The following is a 20,585-nucleotide window of genomic DNA, read 5'->3' on the forward strand; positions in this document are numbered from 1 at the left end:
TCACAGCGCGTATTTCAGCGTGACCAGCCAGGTCCGCGGGTCGGGGAAGTTCTGGTAGTAGACGCCGGTCGAGGGCGTGTAGGTGGCGCTGACCGGCTTGTCGGTATCCAGCAGGTTGCGGCCCGACAGCACCACGCTCCAGCGCGGGTCCGGGGTCTGCCAGGTGACGACGCCGTTGACGAAGGTCTGGGCCGGCGCCACGTCCTGCAGGCGCTGCAGGGCGTTGAAATAGGTCTTGGTCTGGTACTGGGCGTTCAGCCCGACGCGGACCGCGCCCGGGACGTGGATCGGGAGGTCGTAGGTGACGCCGCCCGACAGGCTCCAGCGCGGCGAGTTCAGCAGCCGGTGACCATCGGCGTCGACGCCGATCCCGCCGGCGTTCTTGTACTTGTCGTAGACCGCGAACAGGTACCCGGCCGAGGCCTGCAGGCTGAGCCGTTCGGTGGCGCGGACGTCGGTCTCCAGCTCCACGCCGTAGGTGTGGGCCTTGCCGGCATTGGCGCGCACCGAATTGCCGGGATAGGCCGGGTCGCTGTAGCTGACCTGCAGGTCCTTGTAGTCGTTGTAGAACGCCGCCAGGTTGACGCGGGCGCGGTGGTCGAACAGTTCGGTCTTCAGGCCGGTCTCGTAGGTGTCGACGTTCTCGGGCGCGAACGGCCGGGTGGCCAGGTCCAGCCGCGTGGCGCGGTTGTCGAAGCCCCCCGACTTGAAGCCCTTGGACCAGGTCACGTACTGCAGGATGTCGGGTGTCCACTGGAACTGGGCCGACAGCTTGGGCGTGACCGCCGAGAAGATCTTGTCGGCCTGGCCGGCGATCGACTGGCCCACCACCTGGCCTTGCAGGTTCAAGACCTTGTTGTCGAAGGTGAATTCCTTTTCCTCATTGGTCCAGCGCAGGCCGCCGGTGACGCTGAGGCGGTCGCTGAGCGCATAGGTCGCCTCGCCGAACACGGCGTAGGCGTCGGTGTTGGTGATATTGTGGGCGCGGGCGAAGCCGTAATTGCCGGGCGTGGCCACGGGATCGGTCGGCTGGGCGTTGCGGCGGCTGTAGCCGTCGCGCTGCACGAAGAACCGCTCATGCAGGTAGAACAGGCCGCTGGTGAAGGTCAGCTTGCCGTAGTCGCCGTTCAGCTGGACTTCCTGGGTGACGTACTGGTCGTTGTAGTGGATCAGGTTCTTCTGGATCAGCGCCGCCTCGCCGTCGTTGTCGTAGGCGACGGGATTGAGGTTGAAGCCGCCGTACGAGGTGACCGACTTCAGTTTGAGGTTGTCGTTCAGCGTGTACTGCACGCGCACGGCGCCGCTGATCTGGTCCAGGTCCTGCACCGGTTCGACCTCGGAATAGGAGCGGTCGGTGCGGTGCTCGCCGTTCGGCTGCCGGACGGGCACGTAGCTGCGGGTGTCGCTGCGGTCCTTCAGGGCGTTCAGCGTCAGCAGCACGTCCAGCCGATCGGTCGGGGTCCAGCGCAGCTTGGCCCGGTAAGCGTCCAGGTCGATGCGGTTGACGTCGTGGTTCAGGGTCGGGTCGAAGGTGACGCCGTCGCGTTCATGGTGGATGTAGGACAGGCTGCCGGCCAGCTTGCCCTCGACCAGCGGGCCCTCGACCAGGCCGCGGACGTCGACCGCGCCGTAATTGCCCAGGCCGACCTCGGCCTTGGCCCTGAAGGCGTCGCCAGGGTCGCGGGTGATGATCCGCAGGGCGCCGGCGCTGGAGTTGCGGCCGTAGAGCGTGCCCTGCGGGCCGCGCAGCACCTCGACCCGCTCCAGGTCGTTGAACTCGACCATCGAGCCGATCTGGCGCGGGATGTAGACGTCGTCGACATAGACGGCCAGCACCGGCTCCTGGATCGGGTCGGCCTCGCCCACGCCGCGCAGGGCGTAGGTCTGGGTGGTGTGGCTGATGGTGACGCGGCTGATGCTGAAATTGGGGATCTGGCCCGACAGGTCGCGGATGCTGTCGATCTTGCGGTCCGCCAGCAGCTTCTCGTTGAAGGCCGAGATGGCGATGGCGGTCTTCTGCAGGTCGGTGGCGCGGCGCTCGGCCGTGACCACCACCTGTTCCACGGCCGGGGCGGCGCTGGCGTCCACCTCGGCGACCGCGGGCGTGGCGGCCTGGGCCGCGCTCGCCATCACCAAGGCGGATGTTCCGGAAATCCAGTACAGAAAAGCAAAGCGTCGCGACATCATTATCCCCGTTCTTGTTATCGAGGATAAAGGTCGAATAGTGGTGGCGTCTCAATCCATATTAAATCTATAGACTTGCAGTTCATCTCATATCGCGAACGCGAATATGTTGATTGAGTATTTCTAACCATCGGCAAGGGCGCTGTTCAGCCGGTCGTCCCACAGAAGGCGCACGTCGACCTTGGCCGGGATCAGCCCGGCGGCGGCGAAGGCGTCGGCGACCTTCTGCTGCGAGGCGATCGCCGCCTCGCTGATCCGGATCAGCCGGGTCGGGCCGCTGCGCTCCTGGAACTCCCGCAGATAGAGCTCGGCCGGAACGCCCGTGGCCTCGCCCCGGACCTTGGCCCAGCGCGCGCCGTCGGCGTTCACCCAGTCCGCCACCTTGGCGTAGCGGCCCAGATAGTCGCCCAGGGCCTGGCGCTTGAGGTCGTCGTCCAGCGCGGACTTGGCGGCTGCGATCAGATAGTTGCCCGACAGGATGCCCTTGGCGGTGCGCAGCACCCGCGCGCCGGCCTGGCGGGCCTGCTGGACGATGACGCCATAGATGATCCAGGCGTCGACCGCGCCGCTGGAGAAGGCCGCCAGTCCGTCCTGTGGCGACAGGGCCACGGGCTTGATGTCGGCCCAGGTCAGGCCGGCTTCGTCGAGCAGGCGCAGCAGGATGTAGTGCGAAGTCGTGGCCTTCACATAGCCGATGCGCTTGCCCTTCAGGTCGGCGAAGGCCTGGACCTTGCTGTCCTTGGGGACCAGCACGACCTGGTTGTTCACGTCGCCCTGCAGGACAGCGACGATGCGGACCTGGTTGCCCGGCGCGCCGGCCACGAAGATCGGCGGGATCTCGCTCATGCCGCCGACGTCCAGCGCCCCGGCGTTGATCGCTTCGGCGATCAGGTTGCCGCCGACGAACTCCGACTTGGCCAGCTTGTAGGGCGTCTCGGCGACTCCGGCCGCCTGGAAGAAGGTCTCCAGGTTGCCGCGATAGGTGGCGGCCCGCAGGGTCAGATCCTCAAGGGAAGCGGGCTTGGCGGACTTGCCGGGCGAGCAGGCGGCGAGCGTGGAGAGGCCGGCGACGGCCAAGCCGGCGACAGGGAGACCGCCGGCGAGCAGGTAGCGACGGGAAAGGATCATCAGTCGAACAGGTCCGGTTCTTCTTCGGTGACCACGTCCCAATAGGGCTGGAAGGCCCAGAAGCCGCCGGCCTCGCTGCCCACCTGGCCGGCGGTGTGCTTGGCCACTTCCGGCGGCATCGGCTTGGTCGGTCCCGCGGCCTCGGCCAGCAGCTGGGTCTGGCAGGCGTTCTCCAGCGCCAGGTAGCGCCAGACGGCCGCCTCGACCGACTGGCCGACGGTGAGAATCCCGTGGTTCTGCAGGATCACCGCCTTCTTCGGGCCCAGGGCCTTGGCGATCTTCTGGCCCTCGCTGGCGTCGAGCACCACGCCGGAAAATTCCTCGAACAGGGCGTGGTCGTCATAGAAGGCCGCCGAGTCCTGGGTCAGGGGGTCCAGCAGCCGGCCCAGGGCCGACCAGGCCTTGCCGTACAGCGAGTGCGAGTGGGCCGCGGCGACCACGTCGGGCCGGGCCTCGTGCAACTGGGAATGGATGGCGAAGGCGGCGCGGTTCAGCCGAGCCGGGACCTTGGCCGGCGGCTGGACGATCTCGCCGGCGTGGCTGACCAGCATCAGGTCCGAGACCTTGATCCGCGAGAAGTGCACGCCGAACGGATTGACCCAGAAGTGGTCGGTCAGCTCCGGGTCGCGGGCGGTGATGTGGCCGGCCCCGCCCATGTCGAAGCCGTAGCGGCCGAATAGCCGGTAAGAGGCGGCGAGGCGCTGCTTGCGATAGAGCCGCTCCTGCTCGTGGGTCGGCTGACGCGGCAGTTCGCGCGAGCCGAACTCGGGCAGCACGGTCTCGATCTTGGCCGGGTGTGGACCTTGGGTCGTGAAAGCCCGGGCCGGGCTGATGGCGGTCATGACGGTGTCCTTCAATAGCCGCGCGACAGGTCGACGACGTCGGCGAGGGGCGCGCCGGACCGGAAACGGGCGAGGTTCTCGGCGAAGCGGGTCGCCAGGTTGATGCGGGTGTCGGGCGTGTGGACCGAGGTGTGCGGCGACAGCCGGACCTTGGGGTGGCTGTAGAACGGGTGTCCCTCGGTCAGCGGTTCGGGGTGGGTGACGTCGAGGCTGGCGCGGGCCACGCGGCCGTCGTCCAGCGCCTCCAGCAGCGCCTGGTCGTCGATCAGGGCGCCGCGGGCGATGTTGATCAGGTGCAGGCCGGGCTTGGCGGCGGCCAGCACCTCACGGCCGATCAGGCGCTGGGTCTCCGGCGTGGCCGGGGCGGCCAGGACGACATGGTCGCTGCGGGCGAACAGGGTCGCTAGGTCGGCCACCCGCTCGACGCCGGGGGTTGGGATCGGCTTGTCCGAGCGGCGGGTGGCGATGACGTTCAGGCCCAGGGCCTGGGCGCGCGGGGCCAGGGCCTCGCCGATCGCCCCGAACCCGACCAGGCCCAGGGTCGTGCCGGCGATCAGCTTCAAGGGCTGCGGGGCCCAGCGCTCGGCCTTGTCGATCCAGATGTCGGGCAGGCGCTTGGCCTCGGCCAGGATCGCGGCCAGGGCGAATTCGGCCAGGGCCACGGCGGACGAGCCGCGCGCCGAGGTCACCACCGGGCCGTCGAACAACCAGTCGGGATAGAAGTCGATGCCGACCGAGACCAGCTGCACCCACTTGACGTCATAGGGCCAGCCCTTGGGCGGCGCGGGCGGCAGGACGCCGCCGGCCTTGCGGAACGGCGCGGCGACCAGGACCTTGGCGTCGGCCGGCAGGGGCGCGGCCAGGCCCGGCGGCACGGCGATGATCTCGGCGTCGCCGACATGCTGGGCGAAGACGCTGTTGAACAGCTCGGGCAGCTGGCTGGCGACGACCAGGCGGCTCACTGAATGGCTCATTGGGCAGCCTCGCGCGCCGCGAAGGCCGCCTTGCCGGCGCTGGTCAGCACCACGTCGCCCTGCGGCGTATGAACCCGGCCGCACAGCACGTCGCGGTGATGGCGCTCCAGCGGGTTGTGGCGGGTCAGGCCGGGATTGCCGGTCAGCTTCAGGGCCTTCTCGACCACGCTGATGGCGTTCTCGGTGACCAGGTGCTTGACCAGGCTGGCCTCGATGCCGCCGACCTCGCCGCGCGCGGCGGCAGCCAGCAGCACATCATTGGAGAGCAGCAGGCCGTCGATGTCGCCGACCGCCTCCTGGAAGCGGGGCAGGGTGGACAGGGCCGCGCCCAGGTTGGCCGGCTTGCGGTTGGCCAGGAAGTCGACCAGCCAGTCGCGGGCCGCGCGCGCCTGGGCGTCGTAGATCGCCGCGGTCAGCACCGCCGACCAGGCCGCGAAGCTGGCCGGATAGGGCGGCGGCGCGCCGACCGGCTGCGGATCGAGGGCGTGGTCCAGCGGGACCAGCACGTCCTCGAAGATGATGTCGTGGCTGGCGCTGGCCCGCAGGCCCAGGTGGTCCCAGGTCTCCTCGATCACCACGCCGGGCGTGTCGGCGCGGACCAGCCAGCCGCCGACCAGGGGTTCGGCGTCGTCCGAACGGGCCCAGACCACGAACCAGGTCAGGGCGGTCGAGCCGGTGGAGTAGATCTTGCGGCCGCTGATCCGCCAGCCTTCGGGCGTGCGGCGGGCGATGGTGACGGGCAGGCCGCCGCGAGCCGGGGTGCCCAGGTCGGGCTCGACGCGCAGGGCGTTGATCAGGGCGCCGTCGGTGATCGCTTCGCCGATCACCCGCTGCTTGAGGTGTTCGGGCCAGCCGGAACGGCCTTCGACCGAGGCGTGGAACAGGTACTGCATGACCAGCACCAGGGCCGTGGCCGGCTCGCCCCGCGCGACGGCGGAGACCACCTTCAGGGCGGTCGGCAGGTCGGCTTCCAGTCCGCCCAGGCGACGCGGGGCGGTCAGGGCCAGCAGGCCGGCCTCGCGCAGGGCCTCGAAATTGGCGGTCGGAAAGCTGGCTTCGCGGTCGTGCTGGCCGGCGGTGGCGGCGAAGGCGGCGGTCAGGCCGGGCAGGATCGCGTCAAGGTCGGGCAGGGCGGCCGGCGCCTCGGCCACCCGCAGGGCGGCGGCGCGGCTCACAGCACGACCTCGCCGGTCGGGAAGGCGAGCAAGGCCGAATTGGGAGCCGGCGCGGGCTGCGGGGCGGGGGCCTCGACGCCCAGGTGGGCCAGCAGCCGGCGGCGGACGGCGTGGAAGCGGGCGTCGGGGACGCGCGGGCGTTCCAGGGCGATGCGCTCCTCGACGGCGATCTTGCCCTTGTCCAGCACCAGCACCCGGTCGGCCAGGGCGATGGCCTCATCGACGTCGTGGGTGACCAGCAGCACGGCGGGCCGGTGCTCGCGCCACAGCGACAGCACCAGGTCGTGCATCTTCAGCCGGGTCAGGGCGTCCAGGGCCGCGAACGGTTCGTCCAGCAGCAGCAGGGCCGGCTCGCGGACCAGGGCGCGGGCCAAGGCGGTGCGCTGAGCTTCGCCGCCGGACAGGGTGGCGGGCCACGCGTCGAGGCGATGGCCAAGGCCCACCTCCTTCAGCGCCGCCTCGGCGCGGGCCCGGACGTCTTTGTCCTTCAGGCCCAGGGCGACGTTGCGCCAGACCTTCTTCCACGGCAGCAGGCGGGCGTCCTGGAACACCACGGCGCGGGCGGCGGGCGTGGTCACGTCCTGGCCAGCGGCGGAGTCGAGGCCCGCCAGGGTGCGCAGCAGGGTGGTCTTGCCCGAACCGCTGGCCCCCAGCAGGGCGACGAACTCGCCCGGCGCGATGGCCAGGTCCAGGCGGTCGATCACCACGTTGTCGCCGAACCGGCGGGTGAAGCCGTTCAGCCTGACCGTCGGGGTTTGGGGCGGCGTTTCGGATGGCGGGGCGGCCGGTACGGCGCGGACGCGGGGTTGGGCCATGGTCATTGCTCCACGAGGCTGGGGCGCCACGCCAGCGCCTTGCGCTCCAGCGTGCGGACGAGGGCGTCGGCGGCGAGGCCGAGCAGGGCGTAGACGAGCAGACAGACGACGATGATGTCGGTGCGCATGAAGTCGCGGGCGTTGTTGATCAGGTGGCCCAGGCCGGCCTGGGCGTTGATCTGCTCGGCGATCACCAGCATCACCACGCTGATGCTCAGCGAGTAGCGCAGGCCCACGAAGAACGACGGCAGGGCGCCGGGCAGGATGACATTGGCGATCAGGTCGCGGCCGGAGAGGCCGAAGCTGCGGGCCGCCTCGACCAGCCGCACATCCACCCCGCGGATGCCGGCGAACAGGTTGAGGTAGAGCGGGAACACCGCCGCCACGGCGATCAAGGCGATCTTCGGTGTCTCGCCGATGCCGAACCAGACGATGAACAGCGGGGTGAGGGCCACGACGGGCAGGGTGCGCTTGATCTGCATCAGCGGGTCGACCAGGGTCTCGCCCCAGCGCGACAGGCCCGACACCAGGCCCAGGGTGACGGCGACAGCCAGGGCCAGGCCCAGGCCGGCGCCGGCCCGGCCCAGCGACACCGCCAGATTGGCGGGAAGCTCGCCCGAGACGGTCATCGCCCAGAAGGTCTCGGCCACGGTGGACGGCGCGGCGAGGACCCGGGCCGGGATCAGCCCGAGGCGGGATCCCGCCTCCCAGAGCAGCAGCAGGGCCGTCGGCGACAGCCAGCGGGCGTTGGCCAGCCGCGGCCAACGCCATGGCCGTGCTTGAGAATTTCTAAGGGTGACCGCCAAAGACATGAGGGTGCGTCGTCCCGTGAACCGTTGCGGCGCAAGCGCCTTTGCTCCACAGAGAAAGGCGTTGAAACCCTATCGGATCAATAGACTTATCCTCAGGGGTCATATCAGAGTTTCTTATAGGCGAGCGTCATGGCCACCAACCTGCCGACCGAACTGCTGCGAAGCTTCGTGGCCATCGTCGACTCCGGATCGATGCTGAAGGCTACCGAGCGGGTGTTCGTGACCCAGTCGGCGCTGAGCCTGCAGATGAAGCGCCTGGAGGAGACGGTGCTGACGCCGCTGTTCCACCGCGACGGGCGTCGGCTGACGCTGACCCCGGCCGGCCAGGCCCTGCTGGGCCACGCCCGCGAAATCCTGGCGCTGAACGACCGGGCGGTGGTGGCCCTGACCGGCGACGCCCTGGTCGGGCCGGTGCGGGTGGGGCTGGTCCAGGACTTCGCCGAGACCCTGCTGTCGGGCGTGCTGGCCCGGTTCAGCCAGCTCAATCCCGATGTCCAGCTGGAGGTGCGAGTGGCCGGTTCGCCCGAGCTGCTGGATCTGCTGAACGGCGACCGGCTGGACGTGGTGCTGTGCATGGGCGCGGCCGACGATCCGCATGCGGCCCGCGTGGCGCCGATGGTCTGGCATGGCGAGCCGGACCTGGCCCGGGCCGCGATCCTGCCGCTGGCCATCCTGGCGCCGCCGTGCCGGTTCCGCGACGCGGCCCTGGCGGCGCTGGAGCACGAGGGGCGGCCGTTCCGGGTCGCGCTGGAGACGCCCAGCCTCTCGGCGCTACGGGCGGCGGTCGAGGCCGGCCTGGCCGTCACCTGCCGCACAGCGCTGTTCCGACCCCGCGCCGCGCCGATCGAGGCGGGGCTGCCGGCCATGCCGCAGGTGGCTTATGTCCGCCGCGTCGGCCCGTCTCCGCACCCGTCGATCGCCAAGCTGTCGGAGCTCATCCACCAGGCGGCGCTAGAGCTCTGAGCGCGGCGGCGGCCACCTCGGCGGCCTGGACGCGGATGTCGGGCACCGCATTGATCTCCCACAGCGCGCCCCGGGTGATCGGCCCGACGGCGAACAGGGTGGCCTGCGCCGTCCCATCCGCGTGAACGACGCGGTGCTCGGCGTCGATGTCCAGTCCCAGGCGCAGCGGATCGGCCCGGATCAGCCCGCGGGCGGCCAGGGCGGCGATCAGCGGCTCGGTGGAGCGTTCGACGTCCGCCGACGGCCCGGTGCAATTGACCACCAGGTCCGCCTCCAGGCGCCAGGTGTCGGTCTCGCCGCGCGGCCGCCAGACCAGTCCGGCCCGTCCGCCCTCCAGGACGTCGGCCCTTTCCAGCTTGCCGGCCAGGACCCGCAGTCGGCCCTCGGCCCGCATCCGCGCCAGCCGCTCGGCGACCTGGGGCGACAGCCGGTGACGGTGGACGTCCCAGAAGGCGCGGGCGTGGCGCAGGAAGGCGGCGCGCTGCGCCCGGCTCCAGCCGCGCCACAGGTCCTGGGTGGCCGGCCGCAGGGCGTCGATGGCGGTGCGCCAGCCGTGGAGCGCGGCCGCCTCGCGCAGCCAGGCCAGGGCCTGGACCGGCGACAGCGACGCCGGCGGCGGGGCGGGCAGGGGCCAGGGCGGGGCGCCCTGGTGCTCGCGCGGCGTCAGGCCCCGGCGCGACAGGGCCACCAGCGGCCGCCCGGGTGCGACGCGGTCCAGCGACAGCGCCGCGTCGACCATGGTCAGGCCGCTGCCCAGCAGCAGGATCGGCCCCTGGCCGTCGGCCAAGGCGCTCGGATCCCAGCGCCACGGATCGGCGACATAGGCGTCGGAGGCCTCGAGCTGCGGGCTCACCGGCTCCGGCGCGCGGGGCGGCGGATTGCCCAGCGCCAGCACCACGGCGTCGGCGGCGAGGGTCCGGCCCATGCCGCAGGTCAGGATCCAACCCTGGCCGCCCGGCTCGATGGCGGTGATATCGTCCGGAACGATCAGCAACCGCCCGGCGGCGTCCGGTCCTTCGGCCAGCGACGACAGCAGACCCTGCAGGTAGCGGCCATAGTCGCCGCGGGTGGCGAAGCCGCCGGGCCCGACGTCGAGGTCGCGGGCCTTCAGCCAGGCGACGAAATCGTCGGGCCGGTCGGGCCAGGCGCTCATGTTGCCGGCCCGGACGTTGAGCCGATGGGCCGGATCGTCGGTGGCGTAGGCCGCGCCCAGGCCGATCGGACTGCGCCGCTCGATCAGCACCACCTTGACCGGTCGAGGCTGGCGCAGCAGGTGCAGCGCCGTCATCACGCCGCTGAAACCCGCGCCGACGACAGCCAGGATTGGTGGGGACGTGGGCAAGGTTAAATCCTACAGAATTCGTCGGATTTATCGCCCGGCGTCGAACCGCGAGCAAGCGGCGCGATGGACGGCGGCGACCGAACCGGCCGCCTGCGTCTCTACGCGGCGTGCGCCACGGCGCGATGTCCCTGCATCAGCAGCTCGCAGTTCAGCGTCAGATTGGCGGCCGGGCCGACGGCGCCCAGGCTGTGCCAACTGGCCCCGACGCCCTCGATCAACAGGAGCAGGCCGTCTGCGAGCGTGGCGGGCGCGTCAAAGCCGGCTTGCCGGGCCGTCTCGACCAGATGATCGCGCAGCCGGGTCTTGTAGAGCTTTCCGACCCGGCGGATCGGATGGTCCTGATCGCTGATCTCGGCCTCCAGGTTGGACAGGAGCCAGCCGCGATAACCAGGACGGGCCACCTTGGCGGCGGCCGCCGCCACGATCGCGCGGATCTGCGCGATCGGATCGTCGGGAAGCCGTCCGGCGATGACCATGAGCTCGTCCAGATCCTCGAGCGCCAGCCTGGTCAGGCAAGCGCCGGCCAGGTCGTCCTTGGACTCGAAATATCGGTAGAGGGTGGTCTTGGTGACGCCGCTTCGGGCGGCGATGTCGTCGACGCCGACCGCCCGGAAGCCGTGCTGGTAGAAGAGCTCGGTCGCTGCGTCGATCAGCCGGTCGGACGCCGATCGATGGGTCCGGTCGGGAGTCTGGGCCTTGGTCTTCACAATCCGGATCCTTGTGGAAAAGCCGTGGGGACAGGACCTAGTGGGCGGCCGAGGTGTCGGCGACGCGGGTGGGACGCGGGGCCAGCCAGATGATGAAGGCGGCGACGACAAACAGCGCCGCCATGGCCAGGAACACCTGGTTGGTGGCCAGCATCACGCCCTGGCCCTGCACCAGCTGTTCGAGGTTGCCTCGCGCTTGGTCGGGCGACAGGCCGCTGGCCGTCATCTGGTCCATGGTGTCCTGGGCGCCGTTCAGCAGGCCCGACAGTTCGCTGCGGTTGCGGCTGCCGCTGTCGGCCCAGACGGTGCTGACCATCGAGGTGGCGAACGCCCCTGACAGCGTGCGGCAGAAGTTCATCAGGCCAGCGGCGCTGGCGGTCTCCGGCTCGGTGACGCTGGCCAGGGCCAGGGCGGTCACCGGCACGAAGAAGAACGGCATGCCGAACCCCTGCAGCAGCAGCCAGTGGGCGATGTCGAAATAGCCCATGTCGGAATTGGCCTGGCTGCGCATGAAGGTGATCGCACCCAGCCAGATCACGCCCAGGAACACCAGCCGCCGAGGGTCGACCTTGGTCGACAGGCCCGCGGCGAGCGGCGCGACCAGGACGGCGGTCACCCCCAGCAGCGCCGAGACGTAGCCGGCCCAGGTGGCCGTGTAGCCCATGTTCTGCTGCAGCCACAGCGGGGTCAGGACGTTGATCCCGAAGAAGGCCCCGAACGCGACGCTGAGGGTGATGACGCTGGCGGTGAAGCCGCGATGGCGGAAGACGCGCAGGTCGACGATGGGGTTGGCGTCGGTCAGCTCCCAGATCAGGAACGCCACGAAGCCGAGCGCGGCGACGACGGCCAGGCCGGTGATCATCGGCGAGGCGAACCAGTCGTGCTCCTTGCCCAGGTCCAGCATGACCTGCAGGGCGCCGACCCAGACGATCAGCAGGCCCAGGCCCACCAGGTCGACTCGCGCCTTGGCCAGCGGGGTCTCGTGGTGGCGCAACAGCCGCCAGGCGAACCAACTGCAGATCGCGGCGATAGGCACGTTGATCCAGAAGATGAAGGCCCAGCCGACATTGTCGCAGAGCGTGCCGCCCAGGATCGGTCCGAGGATCGGCGCAATCAGGGTGGTCATGGCCCACAGGCCCGTGGCGGCCGCGGCGTACTTCTTGGGAAAGACCCGCAGCAGCAGGGTCTGGGACAGCGGCATCAGCGGGCCGCCGCAGGCGCCTTGCAGCACTCGGAACAGCACCAGCAGGCTCAGCGAGGGGGCCAGGCCGCAGAGGAACGAGAAGAAGCCGAACCCGATCATGCCCAGCACGAAGACCTTCACCGCGCCGAAGCGGGCCGACAGCCAGCCGGTCAGCGGCACGACCACCGCCTCGGCCACGGCGTAGGAGGTGATCACCCAGGTGCCCTGGCTGGGCGAGACGGCCAGGGCGCCGGAAATGTTCGACACCGAGACATTGGCGATGGTGGTGTCGAGCACCACCAGGAAGTTGGCGGCCGCCAGGACCAGGCCGGCGAAGATCATCGCCGGTCCGGTGAGGGGTGGAGGGAGAGTCGCCGCAACGGCGGCAGGGGCCTTGGCCATGACGGCGGTCCTTGGCTGTAGGAGGGGGCTGGACGAGGGCGATCAGGAGGCGGTGTCGATGGTCGCCTTCATCGACAGGCCCACGCGCAATGGATTGGCCTTGAGGTCGGCCGGGTCGATGGCGACGCGGACGGGCAGGCGTTGGACGACCTTGATCCAGTTACCGGTGGCGTTCTGGGCCGGGATCAGGGCGAAGGCCGAGCCCGTGCCGCCCGACAGTCCGGTCACCGTGCCGTGGTACTTGACCGAACCGCCGTAGAGGTCGGCCTCCAGCTCGACCGGCTGGCCGATCCGGACCTTGCGCAGCTGGCCTTCCTTGAAGTTGGCGTCGACATAGGCCTGCTGCACGGGAACCACCTGCATCAGGATCGCGCCGGCGGCGACCCTCTGGCCGACCTGGACGTTGCGACGGGTCACCACCCCGTCGATCGGGGCGCGGATGACGGTTCGCGCCAGGTCCACCGAGGCCTGGTCGACGCGGGCGCGGGCCGTGGCGACCTCGGGGTTGGTGTCGAGGCTGGTCCCGTCGGTCAAGGTGGTGTTGGCGGCCAGCGACCCGACGGCGGCGGCGCGGTTGGCGGCGGCCTGGACCTGGGCCGCCTTGGCGGAGTCATAGGCGGCCTGGGCGTTGGCCAGGGCGTTCTGGGCGCGGGTCAGCTCGTCGCCCGACACCGCGCCGGTGACGGCCAGGGCCTTGCGGCGATCGAGGTCGACTCGGGCGCGGTCCAGGTCGGAGCGGGCCGAGGTCAGGGTGGCGGCGGCGCGGACCTGGTCGGCGTCGCGAGCGGCGATCTGGGCCGACAGGCTCTGGTCGGTGGCCAGGTAGCCGCGGACCTTGCGCTGGGCGGTGGCCAGGTCGGCCTGGGCCGAGGCCAGGGCGATGCGGGCGTCGGTGTCGTCGAGCACGACCAGCACCTGGCCCTGCTTGACGACCTGGGTGTCGTTGACCGCGACGCTGCGCACGGGTCCGCCGATCAGCGGCGTGACCTGGGCGACATAGGCCCCGACATAGGCGTTGTCGGTCTCGACGTGGTGCGAGCCGACCAGGACGTAGTAGGCGCCATAACCGGCCGCGCCGAGCAGGACCACGGCGCCGAGGCCGGCGAACAGGGCCTTGCGCTTGCCGTTGGCCTTGGCCGCGGGCGCAGGCGCGGTCAGGGCTTCGGCCTCGGGCGTGTCTTGAGAGTCGAACATGGGAGGGGCTCCGGGAGGGGAATGAGGATCAGACGGCGTGGAAGCCGCCGCCGAGCGCGCGCACCAGCGCCACGTCGAGGGTGAAGGCGCGGGCTTCGAGGTCGGCGACCGTCCGCTGGTTGGTGATCATCGCGTCCTCGGCGGTCAGCACGTCGAGATAGGTCGACAGGCCGCCGCGATAGCGCTGCAGGGCGATGTCGTGGGCGTTGCGGGAGGCCTCGAAGGCGTTGCGGCTTTCCGATAGGCGGGCGTCCAGGGCGCGGGTGCTGACGGCGGCGTCGGCCACATCCTGCAGCGCCTGGGTCAGGGTCCCGTTGTAGCTGGCCACGGCGGCGTCGTAGTCGGCCGCCGCGCCGCGATAGTTGGCGCGCAGGGCGCCGCCCTGGAAGATCGGCAGGCTCACGGCCGGGCCGATCGATCCGATGCGCGAGCCGGCCTTGGTCAGCAGGTCCAGGCCCAGCGACTGCTGGCCCAGATAGGCCGACAGGTCGATGTCCGGATAGAACTGGGCCTTGGCCTGGCGGATGCGCTGGGCGCCGGCTTGGGCGCGCAGGCGGGCGGCGATGACGTCCGGGCGGCGGCCGATCAGGTCGGCCTGGAGATTGGCGGGAAGACCGAAGGCCTTCAGGACGCCGACCCTGGGACGCTCGATCGCCAGGCCGCGGTCGGGTCCCGCGCCGAGCAGCGCCGCCAGGCGGTTGCGGGTCAGGCCCAGGGCTTCGTCGGCGGCCGCCAGGCTGGCGCGGGCCGCGGCCAGGTTGGCCTTGGCCTGTTCGGAGGCGCCCTGGTTCTCCAGGCCGTTGTCGCGCCGGTCGGCGGTCAGCTGGGCGGTCTGCTCGCGGGTGCGGACCGCGTCCTGGGCCGCGTCGCGGTCGGAGAACTGCTGGGCGAGGTCGGCATAGGTGGCCGCCACGCTGGTCGACAGGGTCAGGCGGGCCTGCGCCGCCTCGGCCTTCGAGGCCTGCGCCTCCGAGGTCGCCGCCGCCAGGGCCGCGCGGTTCTTGCCGAAGAAGTCGAGTTCGTAGGCGAAATCGAGGCTGACGCGACCGCTGTCGTTATAGCCCTGCGGCACGAAGGCGGGCGGGACGCCGTTGTTGTAGCTCTGCTTGACCGAGGCGTAGGAGCCGTTGGCCGTGAGGCTGGGCAGGGTGGCGGCCCGGGCCTGGCCGGCCAGCGCCTGGGCCTTACGGACCCGGGCATCGGCCGCGGCGAGGTCGGGCGAGCCGCTCAGGGCCTCGTCGATCAGGGCGTCCAGCTGCGGGTCGCCATAGGCGGTCCACCAGCGGTCCGAAGGCCAGTCGGCGGTCGGCGCGGCCAGGCTGGCCGTGGCGGCGTAGGCCTCCGACGCCTTGATCGCCTGGGCCGGCGGAAGTTTCGGAACGGCGGCGCAGGCGCAAAGGCAGCTGGCCGACAGAAGGCACGCCATCACGACGCGGCGGGGAGTGGGGGAGGACATGCAGGGGTCTTTCTCAAACCGTACCGTATGGTCCATTTATATTTCCGCGTGACCGGGTCAAGCGAAAAGTGTACGGGTTGGTCCAGAAAAGATCAGGAGGCCGAGAGACGCCGCATGCGGGTCAAGACCGAGGAAAAACGACGGGCCATCCTGGAGGCCGCCAAGGGCGTGTTTCTCGAGCGCGGCTACGTGGCCGCCAGCATGTCCGAGGTCGCGGCCCGGGTCGGGGGCTCCAAGCAGACGCTCTACAGCTACTTCGCGTCCAAGGAGGATCTTCTGGTCGCGGTCATGCTGGAGAAGGGGGCGCGGATGATCGATCCGCTGTTCGACCGCTTCCACGACAATCGCGATCTTCCCGCTGGCCTGGGCGAGTTCGCGATTCAGTTCATGAGGTTCATCAGCGACCCGGAGATCGTCGCCTTCCGTCGGATCATCTATGCCGAGGGCGCCAAGTCCGACCTGGGCCAGCTGTTCTTCGAGAACGGCCCCAAACGCGGTTGGACGCGCATGGCGGCCGACTTCGGCCGCGCCATGGAGGAGCGGCGCATGCGCCAGGCCGATCCCTGGCAGGCGGTGGCGCACTTCTTCGCCCTGTGCGAGGCCGGCCCCGTCCAGAGGCTCATGGAGGGGGCGACGGCGTCGATCTCGGAGGCCGATCTGGTCCGTACCGCCGATGCGGCGGTCGACGTCTTCGTTCGCGCCTATGATTTGACGTCGCCCACCGGCTGAGCCGCGACGCCGTCACAGTTCCCGCATCGCAACCGAGCCGTTCGATAGAGAACGGCGTCGGCCGGAGGAGGCCGACGCCGTGACCAGGGCGCTTTCGGGAGGAAGGACGCGCCCTAGAAGTTGTAGCGAAGCCCGACGAAATAGGTCCGGCCGCTGTGGGTGTGGACGTTCAGCCGATCGCTGGCGCCGACATACTGGTCGTTGAACTCGTCGGTCAGATTGACGCCCTCGATACTGAGCTTGAGGTTCGGGCGGATGTTGAAGCTGGCCTGGGCGTCGACGTTCAGGGTCGAGTTGGTGCCGTGCACCGAGTTGAAGTCGTTGCCGGGCACCTGGGTCAGGTAGCCGGCGCGGTAGGCGACCGAGCCGCGGACGCTCCAGCGGTCGGTTTCGTAGTACAGCGTGGCGTTGGCGGCGTCCTTGGACAGGCCGACCAGGGCGGCGTTGACCGTCGGCGCGCCAGCCGTGGTCGAGGTCAGGTACTCCACGTTCGAAATGACATGGGTGTAGTTGAGGATATAGCCGAAGTGCCGCCAGGCGCCGGGCAGGAAGGTCAGCGGCTGCTGCCAGTTCAGCTCGAAGCCCTTCAGGTTGCCGCCATTGGAATTGACCGGCTGGGTGACGTCGAAGATGTCGGTGGACGAGGCGCTGGTGCCGGCGATCAGCGAGTCCGGCAGGCCCAGGGTGTTGTAGGGAACCTGGGTGCGCAGCGTGGCCACGAAGGTGTCGATCTTCTTGTAGAAGAAGCCGCCGGCCAGCATCGCCCCCTGGGTCGGATACCATTCCAGCGACAGGTCCAGGTTCTTGGACTGGGTGGGGTCCAGGTCCGGATTGCCCGACGAGAACGTCCGGTTGGCCCCCTGGACGCTGACGTCGCCGCCGGGCGACAGGGAGCCGATGCCGGGCCGAGCGATGGTCTTGGCCGCGCTGATCCGGGCGACGACGGTGTCGGTCAGGTCGGCGGCCAGGTTGAACGACGGCAGGGTCAGATTGTAGTCGCGCCGGACATTGACCAGCCGCACCGCGCCGTTGACCACGGCGTAGCCGCCGGACTCCTGCTGGGTGTTGACCTGGCGCAGGCCGGCGTCGCCGCGGAAGGGCAGGCCGAAGGCGTCGAACTTGAACTCGGCCTCGGCGTAGACGCCGGCGTCCTTCTCCTCGACCGTGCCGTACTGACCGCGGGCCGAGCTGTTGTTGGTGTTGGTCAGGGCGTAGATGCCGCTGTTGCCGTAGATGCCGTAGGCCTTGGCGTAGGCGTCGATGTCGGGAACCAGCCAGGCCGTGGCGTTGCCTTCCGGCAGGCCCAGGTTGCGGCCGAAGCCGGAATAGACCTTGGACACGGCGGCCAGCTGGGCTGGGGTCAGGGTCTGGGAGACGGTCTCGCTGGTCCGGTACTGGCCGTAGCTGTCGTACTCGAACTTGCGGAAGTCGATCCCGGCCTTGAGGGTCAGGTGCTGGTTGAACTCGTATTCGCCGAACAGCTTGCCGGTGGTGAACTGGTTCTCGACGAATTGCGGCCGCAGGCGCACCTCGGACGTGCCGTTGATGGCGCTCCAATTGGCCGGATTGGTCGGGTCGAAGCCCAGCAGGATGGTCGGCAGGCGGTCGCCGCGGAAGTCGTAGGAATAGCCCTGGCTGTTGGCCCGGTCGAAGGTGATGATCGTCGACACCGGCTGGGTGAAGGTCGAGTCCGCGTAGCCGACCAGGGCGCCGACCTTGAACCGGTCGGTGAAGCGGTGGTCGGCCGACAGGGTGAACTGCTTGAACTCGGTGTTCAGCTCGTCATAGGCCGACTGGGTGCGCAGGTCGACATTGTCGAGCTTGGCGTAGACCAGGTTGTTGTTGGCGTCGACCACGCCGTCGCGGATGATGGTCTGCGGCTTGCCCGTGCCCGAGCGCGACAGGCCGATCGCCTGCAGCTGGGCCTCCTTGCGGGTCCCGGCCAGGTAGGAATAGAGCGCGTCCAGCGAGACGGTGGTGTTGTCGGTCGGCTTCCACTGCAGCGAGCCGCTGGCCCCGAAGCGCTTGGATTCGATGTCGTAGCTGACATAGGCCGGGATGCGCGGGTGGTAGATCGCGTTGCCGGCGTTGGCCGCGCTGGTCGGCGTATAGTTGATCTGGGCCAGGGTGTAGCCGGGCAGGGTGGAGGCGGCGTTGAAGCCGCCGTTGCTGCCGCCATAGGTCCAGCGCGTGATGTTGGCGCCTTCCTCGAGCAGGCGGCGGTCCTCGTAGGCCACCGAGACCAGGGCGCCGATCGTGCCGTCGCGCCAGGTCCGGCTGGCCAGGGCCGACAGGCGGGGGCCGGCCTTGCGCGCCAGGTCGTTGTAGCTGGCCTGGGCCGACAGCACGAGCTGGGGCTTGCCGGAGTCGAACGGGCGGGCGGTGTTCAGGTCGACGGTCGCGCCCAGCGAGCCTTCCTCGACATCGGCCGAGGCGGTCTTGCGCACGGCGATGCTGTTGAACAGGTCCGAGGCGAAAATGTTGAAGTCGAAGCCGCGGCCGCGGTTGGTCCCGCCGCTGTTGGCGGTGCCGCCGGTGGTGGTGATCGCCTCCATGCCGTTGATCCGCACGCGGGTATATTCCGAGCCCAGGCCGCGCACCGAGATCTGCCGGCCCTCGCCGTTGATCCGCGAGATCGCCACGCCGGGAATGCGCTGCAGCGACTCGGCCAGGTTCAGGTCGGGGAACTGGGCGATGTCCTCGGCCTTGATGGCGTCAACCACGCCCGAGGCGTTGCGCTTGACGTTGATGGCGCTGGCCAGGCTGGCGCGGAAGCCGGTGACCACCACTTCCTCGACGGCGTTGTCGGGTTCGACCGCCTGGCCAGAGGACGGAGCGGCCGGGGCGGCGTCCTGGGCGTGGGCGGCGCCGGCCGCGACGGCCAGGCTGACGGCCAGGCTTGAGGCGCCGCAGCGCAGGATGGTGCGAAGATTCGACGTGTCCCGTGACGTCATGGTCCCTCCCAAGCCCGCGATCGCGGGTCTTCTTTTTGTCGAGGCCGGTCTGCGCCAGCCTCTGGTGTGTCGAAAAGGATAGGGGCGGGCTCGCGGCGGCGGCCAATCCCAATCGGGCATGGACCGATGCAGGATCTGCACCGATGCGGCCGCGACGCGCCCGCGATCCGCGCCTTCTCACGGGAAACCCCGACCAAACAAGGCGTCCAGCCCGGCGGAGCCCTGGCTTGGCCGGCGTCATCGATGTTGGGCTTGGATCGGTCGATAGGCGATTTGACTTAGACCCCGCCGTCTCGCCCCTCTAGCTTCCGACCCCTGGAGACCGCGAACGGGCTCTGCGCGACTCGCCAAGAGCCGCGACGATAAGACCGGGAAGGAACGCGATGACCGCGCAGAACGCCGACGGCGCCGCCAAGAGGACTCGCGTCCGCTGGCTGATCATCCTGCTGCTGTTCATCATCACCACGATCAACTACGCCGACCGCGCCACCTTTTCGATCGCCGGCCAGTCGGCCTCCAAGGAGCTGGGCCTGGACCCGGTGGCCATGGGCTACATCCTGTCGGCCTTCGCCTGGGCCTATGTGCTGGGCCAGATTCCCGGCGGGATCCTGCTCGACCGCTTCGGCTCCAAGAAGATCTACACCATCGCCCTGGTGACCTGGTCGTTCTTCACCGCCCTGCAGGGGCTGGCGGGGATCTTCACCGGCCTGGCCGCGGCCGTGGCGCTGTTCGCCATGCGCTTCATGGTGGGCGTCGCCGAGGCGCCGTCCTTTCCCGCCAATTCCCGCATCGTCGCGGCCTGGTTCCCGGGCTCGGAGCGCGGAACGGCCTCGGCGATCTTCAACGCCGCCCAGTACTTCGCCCTGGTCGCCTTCGCGCCGCTGATGGGCTGGCTGGTCCATCAGTTCGGCTGGCATTCGGTGTTCTTCGTGATGGGCGCGGTCGGCCTGGTGGCCGCCGTGGTGTTCGTCAAGTTCGTCCACGCCCCGACCGAGCACCCGGCGATCAACACCGCGGAGTTCGACTATATCGAGGCCGGCGGCGGCCTGGTCCGCATGGAGGACAAGGCCGCCAGCAACGGCGCGGCCTTCACCTGGCCCAACGTGCGCCAGGTGCTGACCAGCCGCATGCTGCTGGGCGTCTATCTGGGCCAGTACTGCATCAACGTGCTGACCTATTTCTTCGTCACCTGGTTTCCGATCTACCTGGTCAAGGAGCGCGGGCTGTCGATCCTGCAGGCTGGCTTCACCGCCGCCGCGCCCGCCCTGTGCGGCTTCGTCGGCGGGCTGCTGGGCGGGATCATCTCCGACCGCCTGCTGAAGAAGACCGGCTCGCTGGACATCGCCCGCAAGACGCCGCTGCTGGTGGGCATGCTGCTGGCCTCGCTGATCATCGCCTGCAACTATGTCGAACAGGAATGGCTGGTCATCGTGATCATGGCGGTCGCCTTCTTCGGCAAGGGCGTGGCCTCGCTGGGCTGGGCCGTGGTGGCCGACACCTCGCCCAAGGAGATGGCCGGCGTGACGGGCGGGATCTTCAACACCTTCGGCAATATCGCCGGCATCGTGACGCCGATCGTCATCGGCTACATCGTCAAGGGCACGGGCTCGTTCGACGGCGCGCTGATCTTCGTGGGCGTCCACTGCCTGATCACCATCGCCGCCTATTTCCTGATCGTCGGCAAGATCCAGCGCCTGGTGCTGAAGCCGGCGGCGTGAGCGGGAG

The 20,585-nt window shown here is 69.7% G+C and carries 16 protein-coding genes; 3 read left to right on the forward strand and 13 right to left on the reverse strand.

All coding sequences use genetic code 11. The annotated features are described in order from the left end of the window. The 7 genes from J2X41_RS06310 to J2X41_RS06340 all read right to left on the reverse strand — a co-directional run bounded on the left by J2X41_RS06310 (nucleotide 1) and on the right by J2X41_RS06340 (nucleotide 7,930). Complete coding sequence (locus J2X41_RS06310; RefSeq protein WP_310080733.1) at nucleotides 1-2,130, reverse strand: TonB-dependent receptor; 2,130 nt, start codon at nucleotides 2,128-2,130, stop codon at nucleotides 1-3. A gap of 177 nt (nucleotides 2,131-2,307) precedes the next feature. Continuing rightward, nucleotides 2,308-3,312: an ABC transporter substrate-binding protein gene (locus tag J2X41_RS06315; RefSeq protein WP_310080518.1), complete on the reverse strand. Its 1,005-nt coding sequence runs from the start codon at nucleotides 3,310-3,312 to the stop codon at nucleotides 2,308-2,310. Beyond that, nucleotides 3,312-4,154, reverse strand: coding sequence for a class II aldolase/adducin family protein (locus J2X41_RS06320; protein WP_310080519.1), 843 nt, complete (start codon nucleotides 4,152-4,154; stop codon nucleotides 3,312-3,314). The genes J2X41_RS06315 and J2X41_RS06320 overlap by 1 nt, the downstream gene beginning before the upstream one ends. Before the next feature lie 11 nt (nucleotides 4,155-4,165). Further along, complete coding sequence (locus J2X41_RS06325) at nucleotides 4,166-5,128, reverse strand: D-isomer specific 2-hydroxyacid dehydrogenase family protein (RefSeq protein ID WP_310080520.1); 963 nt, start codon at nucleotides 5,126-5,128, stop codon at nucleotides 4,166-4,168. Next, on the reverse strand, nucleotides 5,125-6,303 hold the full coding sequence (locus J2X41_RS06330) for an acyl-CoA dehydrogenase family protein (RefSeq protein WP_310080521.1): 1,179 nt from the start codon (nucleotides 6,301-6,303) through the stop codon (nucleotides 5,125-5,127). The genes J2X41_RS06325 and J2X41_RS06330 overlap by 4 nt, the downstream gene beginning before the upstream one ends. Next, a complete protein-coding gene (locus J2X41_RS06335; RefSeq protein ID WP_310080522.1) occupies nucleotides 6,300-7,124 on the reverse strand; it encodes an ABC transporter ATP-binding protein in 825 nt (274 codons plus the stop codon). Before J2X41_RS06335 ends, J2X41_RS06330 begins: the two co-directional genes overlap by 4 nt. Further along, nucleotides 7,121-7,930, reverse strand: coding sequence for an ABC transporter permease subunit (locus J2X41_RS06340; RefSeq protein ID WP_310080524.1), 810 nt, complete (start codon nucleotides 7,928-7,930; stop codon nucleotides 7,121-7,123). The genes J2X41_RS06335 and J2X41_RS06340 overlap by 4 nt, the downstream gene beginning before the upstream one ends. A 129-nt stretch (nucleotides 7,931-8,059) precedes the next feature. Between J2X41_RS06340 and J2X41_RS06345 the strand changes: the two genes are divergently transcribed. Next, a complete protein-coding gene (locus J2X41_RS06345; RefSeq protein ID WP_310080525.1) occupies nucleotides 8,060-8,893 on the forward strand; it encodes a LysR substrate-binding domain-containing protein in 834 nt (277 codons plus the stop codon). On the opposite strand, the gene J2X41_RS06350 is transcribed toward J2X41_RS06345, so the two are convergent. From J2X41_RS06350 to J2X41_RS06370, 5 genes are all read right to left on the reverse strand, one after another. Further along, a complete protein-coding gene (locus tag J2X41_RS06350) occupies nucleotides 8,865-10,235 on the reverse strand; it encodes an FAD-dependent oxidoreductase (RefSeq protein WP_310080526.1) in 1,371 nt (456 codons plus the stop codon). The two genes, J2X41_RS06345 and J2X41_RS06350, sit on opposite strands and share 29 nt — an antisense overlap. 98 nt (nucleotides 10,236-10,333) lie before the next feature. Further along, nucleotides 10,334-10,942 (reverse strand): helix-turn-helix domain-containing protein, encoded by a 609-nt coding sequence (locus J2X41_RS06355; RefSeq protein WP_310080527.1) that lies wholly within the window; start codon nucleotides 10,940-10,942, stop codon nucleotides 10,334-10,336. Nucleotides 10,943-10,979: 37 nt separating this feature from the next. Further along, the gene (locus J2X41_RS06360; RefSeq protein ID WP_310080529.1) at nucleotides 10,980-12,527 is read right to left on the reverse strand and encodes a DHA2 family efflux MFS transporter permease subunit; all 1,548 of its coding nucleotides are present in this window, start codon (nucleotides 12,525-12,527) and stop codon (nucleotides 10,980-10,982) included. Between the two features lie 42 nt (nucleotides 12,528-12,569). Then, nucleotides 12,570-13,721 (reverse strand): HlyD family efflux transporter periplasmic adaptor subunit, encoded by a 1,152-nt coding sequence (locus J2X41_RS06365; RefSeq protein ID WP_310080532.1) that lies wholly within the window; start codon nucleotides 13,719-13,721, stop codon nucleotides 12,570-12,572. 28 nt (nucleotides 13,722-13,749) lie between these two features. Further along, entirely contained in the window at nucleotides 13,750-15,177 is a 1,428-nt protein-coding gene (locus tag J2X41_RS06370) for an efflux transporter outer membrane subunit (protein ID WP_310080534.1), read from the reverse strand. Between the two features lie 114 nt (nucleotides 15,178-15,291). On the opposite strand from J2X41_RS06370, the gene J2X41_RS06375 reads away from it, so the two are divergent. Then, entirely contained in the window at nucleotides 15,292-15,906 is a 615-nt protein-coding gene (locus J2X41_RS06375) for a TetR/AcrR family transcriptional regulator (RefSeq protein WP_310080536.1), read from the forward strand. A gap of 113 nt (nucleotides 15,907-16,019) precedes the next feature. On the opposite strand, the gene J2X41_RS06380 is transcribed toward J2X41_RS06375, so the two are convergent. Beyond that, a complete protein-coding gene (locus J2X41_RS06380) occupies nucleotides 16,020-18,860 on the reverse strand; it encodes a TonB-dependent receptor (protein ID WP_310080538.1) in 2,841 nt (946 codons plus the stop codon). Nucleotides 18,861-19,243: 383 nt separating this feature from the next. On the opposite strand from J2X41_RS06380, the gene J2X41_RS06385 reads away from it, so the two are divergent. Continuing rightward, nucleotides 19,244-20,578, forward strand: coding sequence for an MFS transporter (locus J2X41_RS06385; RefSeq protein ID WP_310080540.1), 1,335 nt, complete (start codon nucleotides 19,244-19,246; stop codon nucleotides 20,576-20,578). Nucleotides 20,579-20,585: the final 7 nt, after the last annotated feature.

The sequence above is a fragment of the Caulobacter sp. BE254 genome (assembly GCF_031457295.1).
In the GTDB taxonomy this organism is placed as follows: Bacteria; Pseudomonadota; Alphaproteobacteria; order Caulobacterales; family Caulobacteraceae; genus Caulobacter.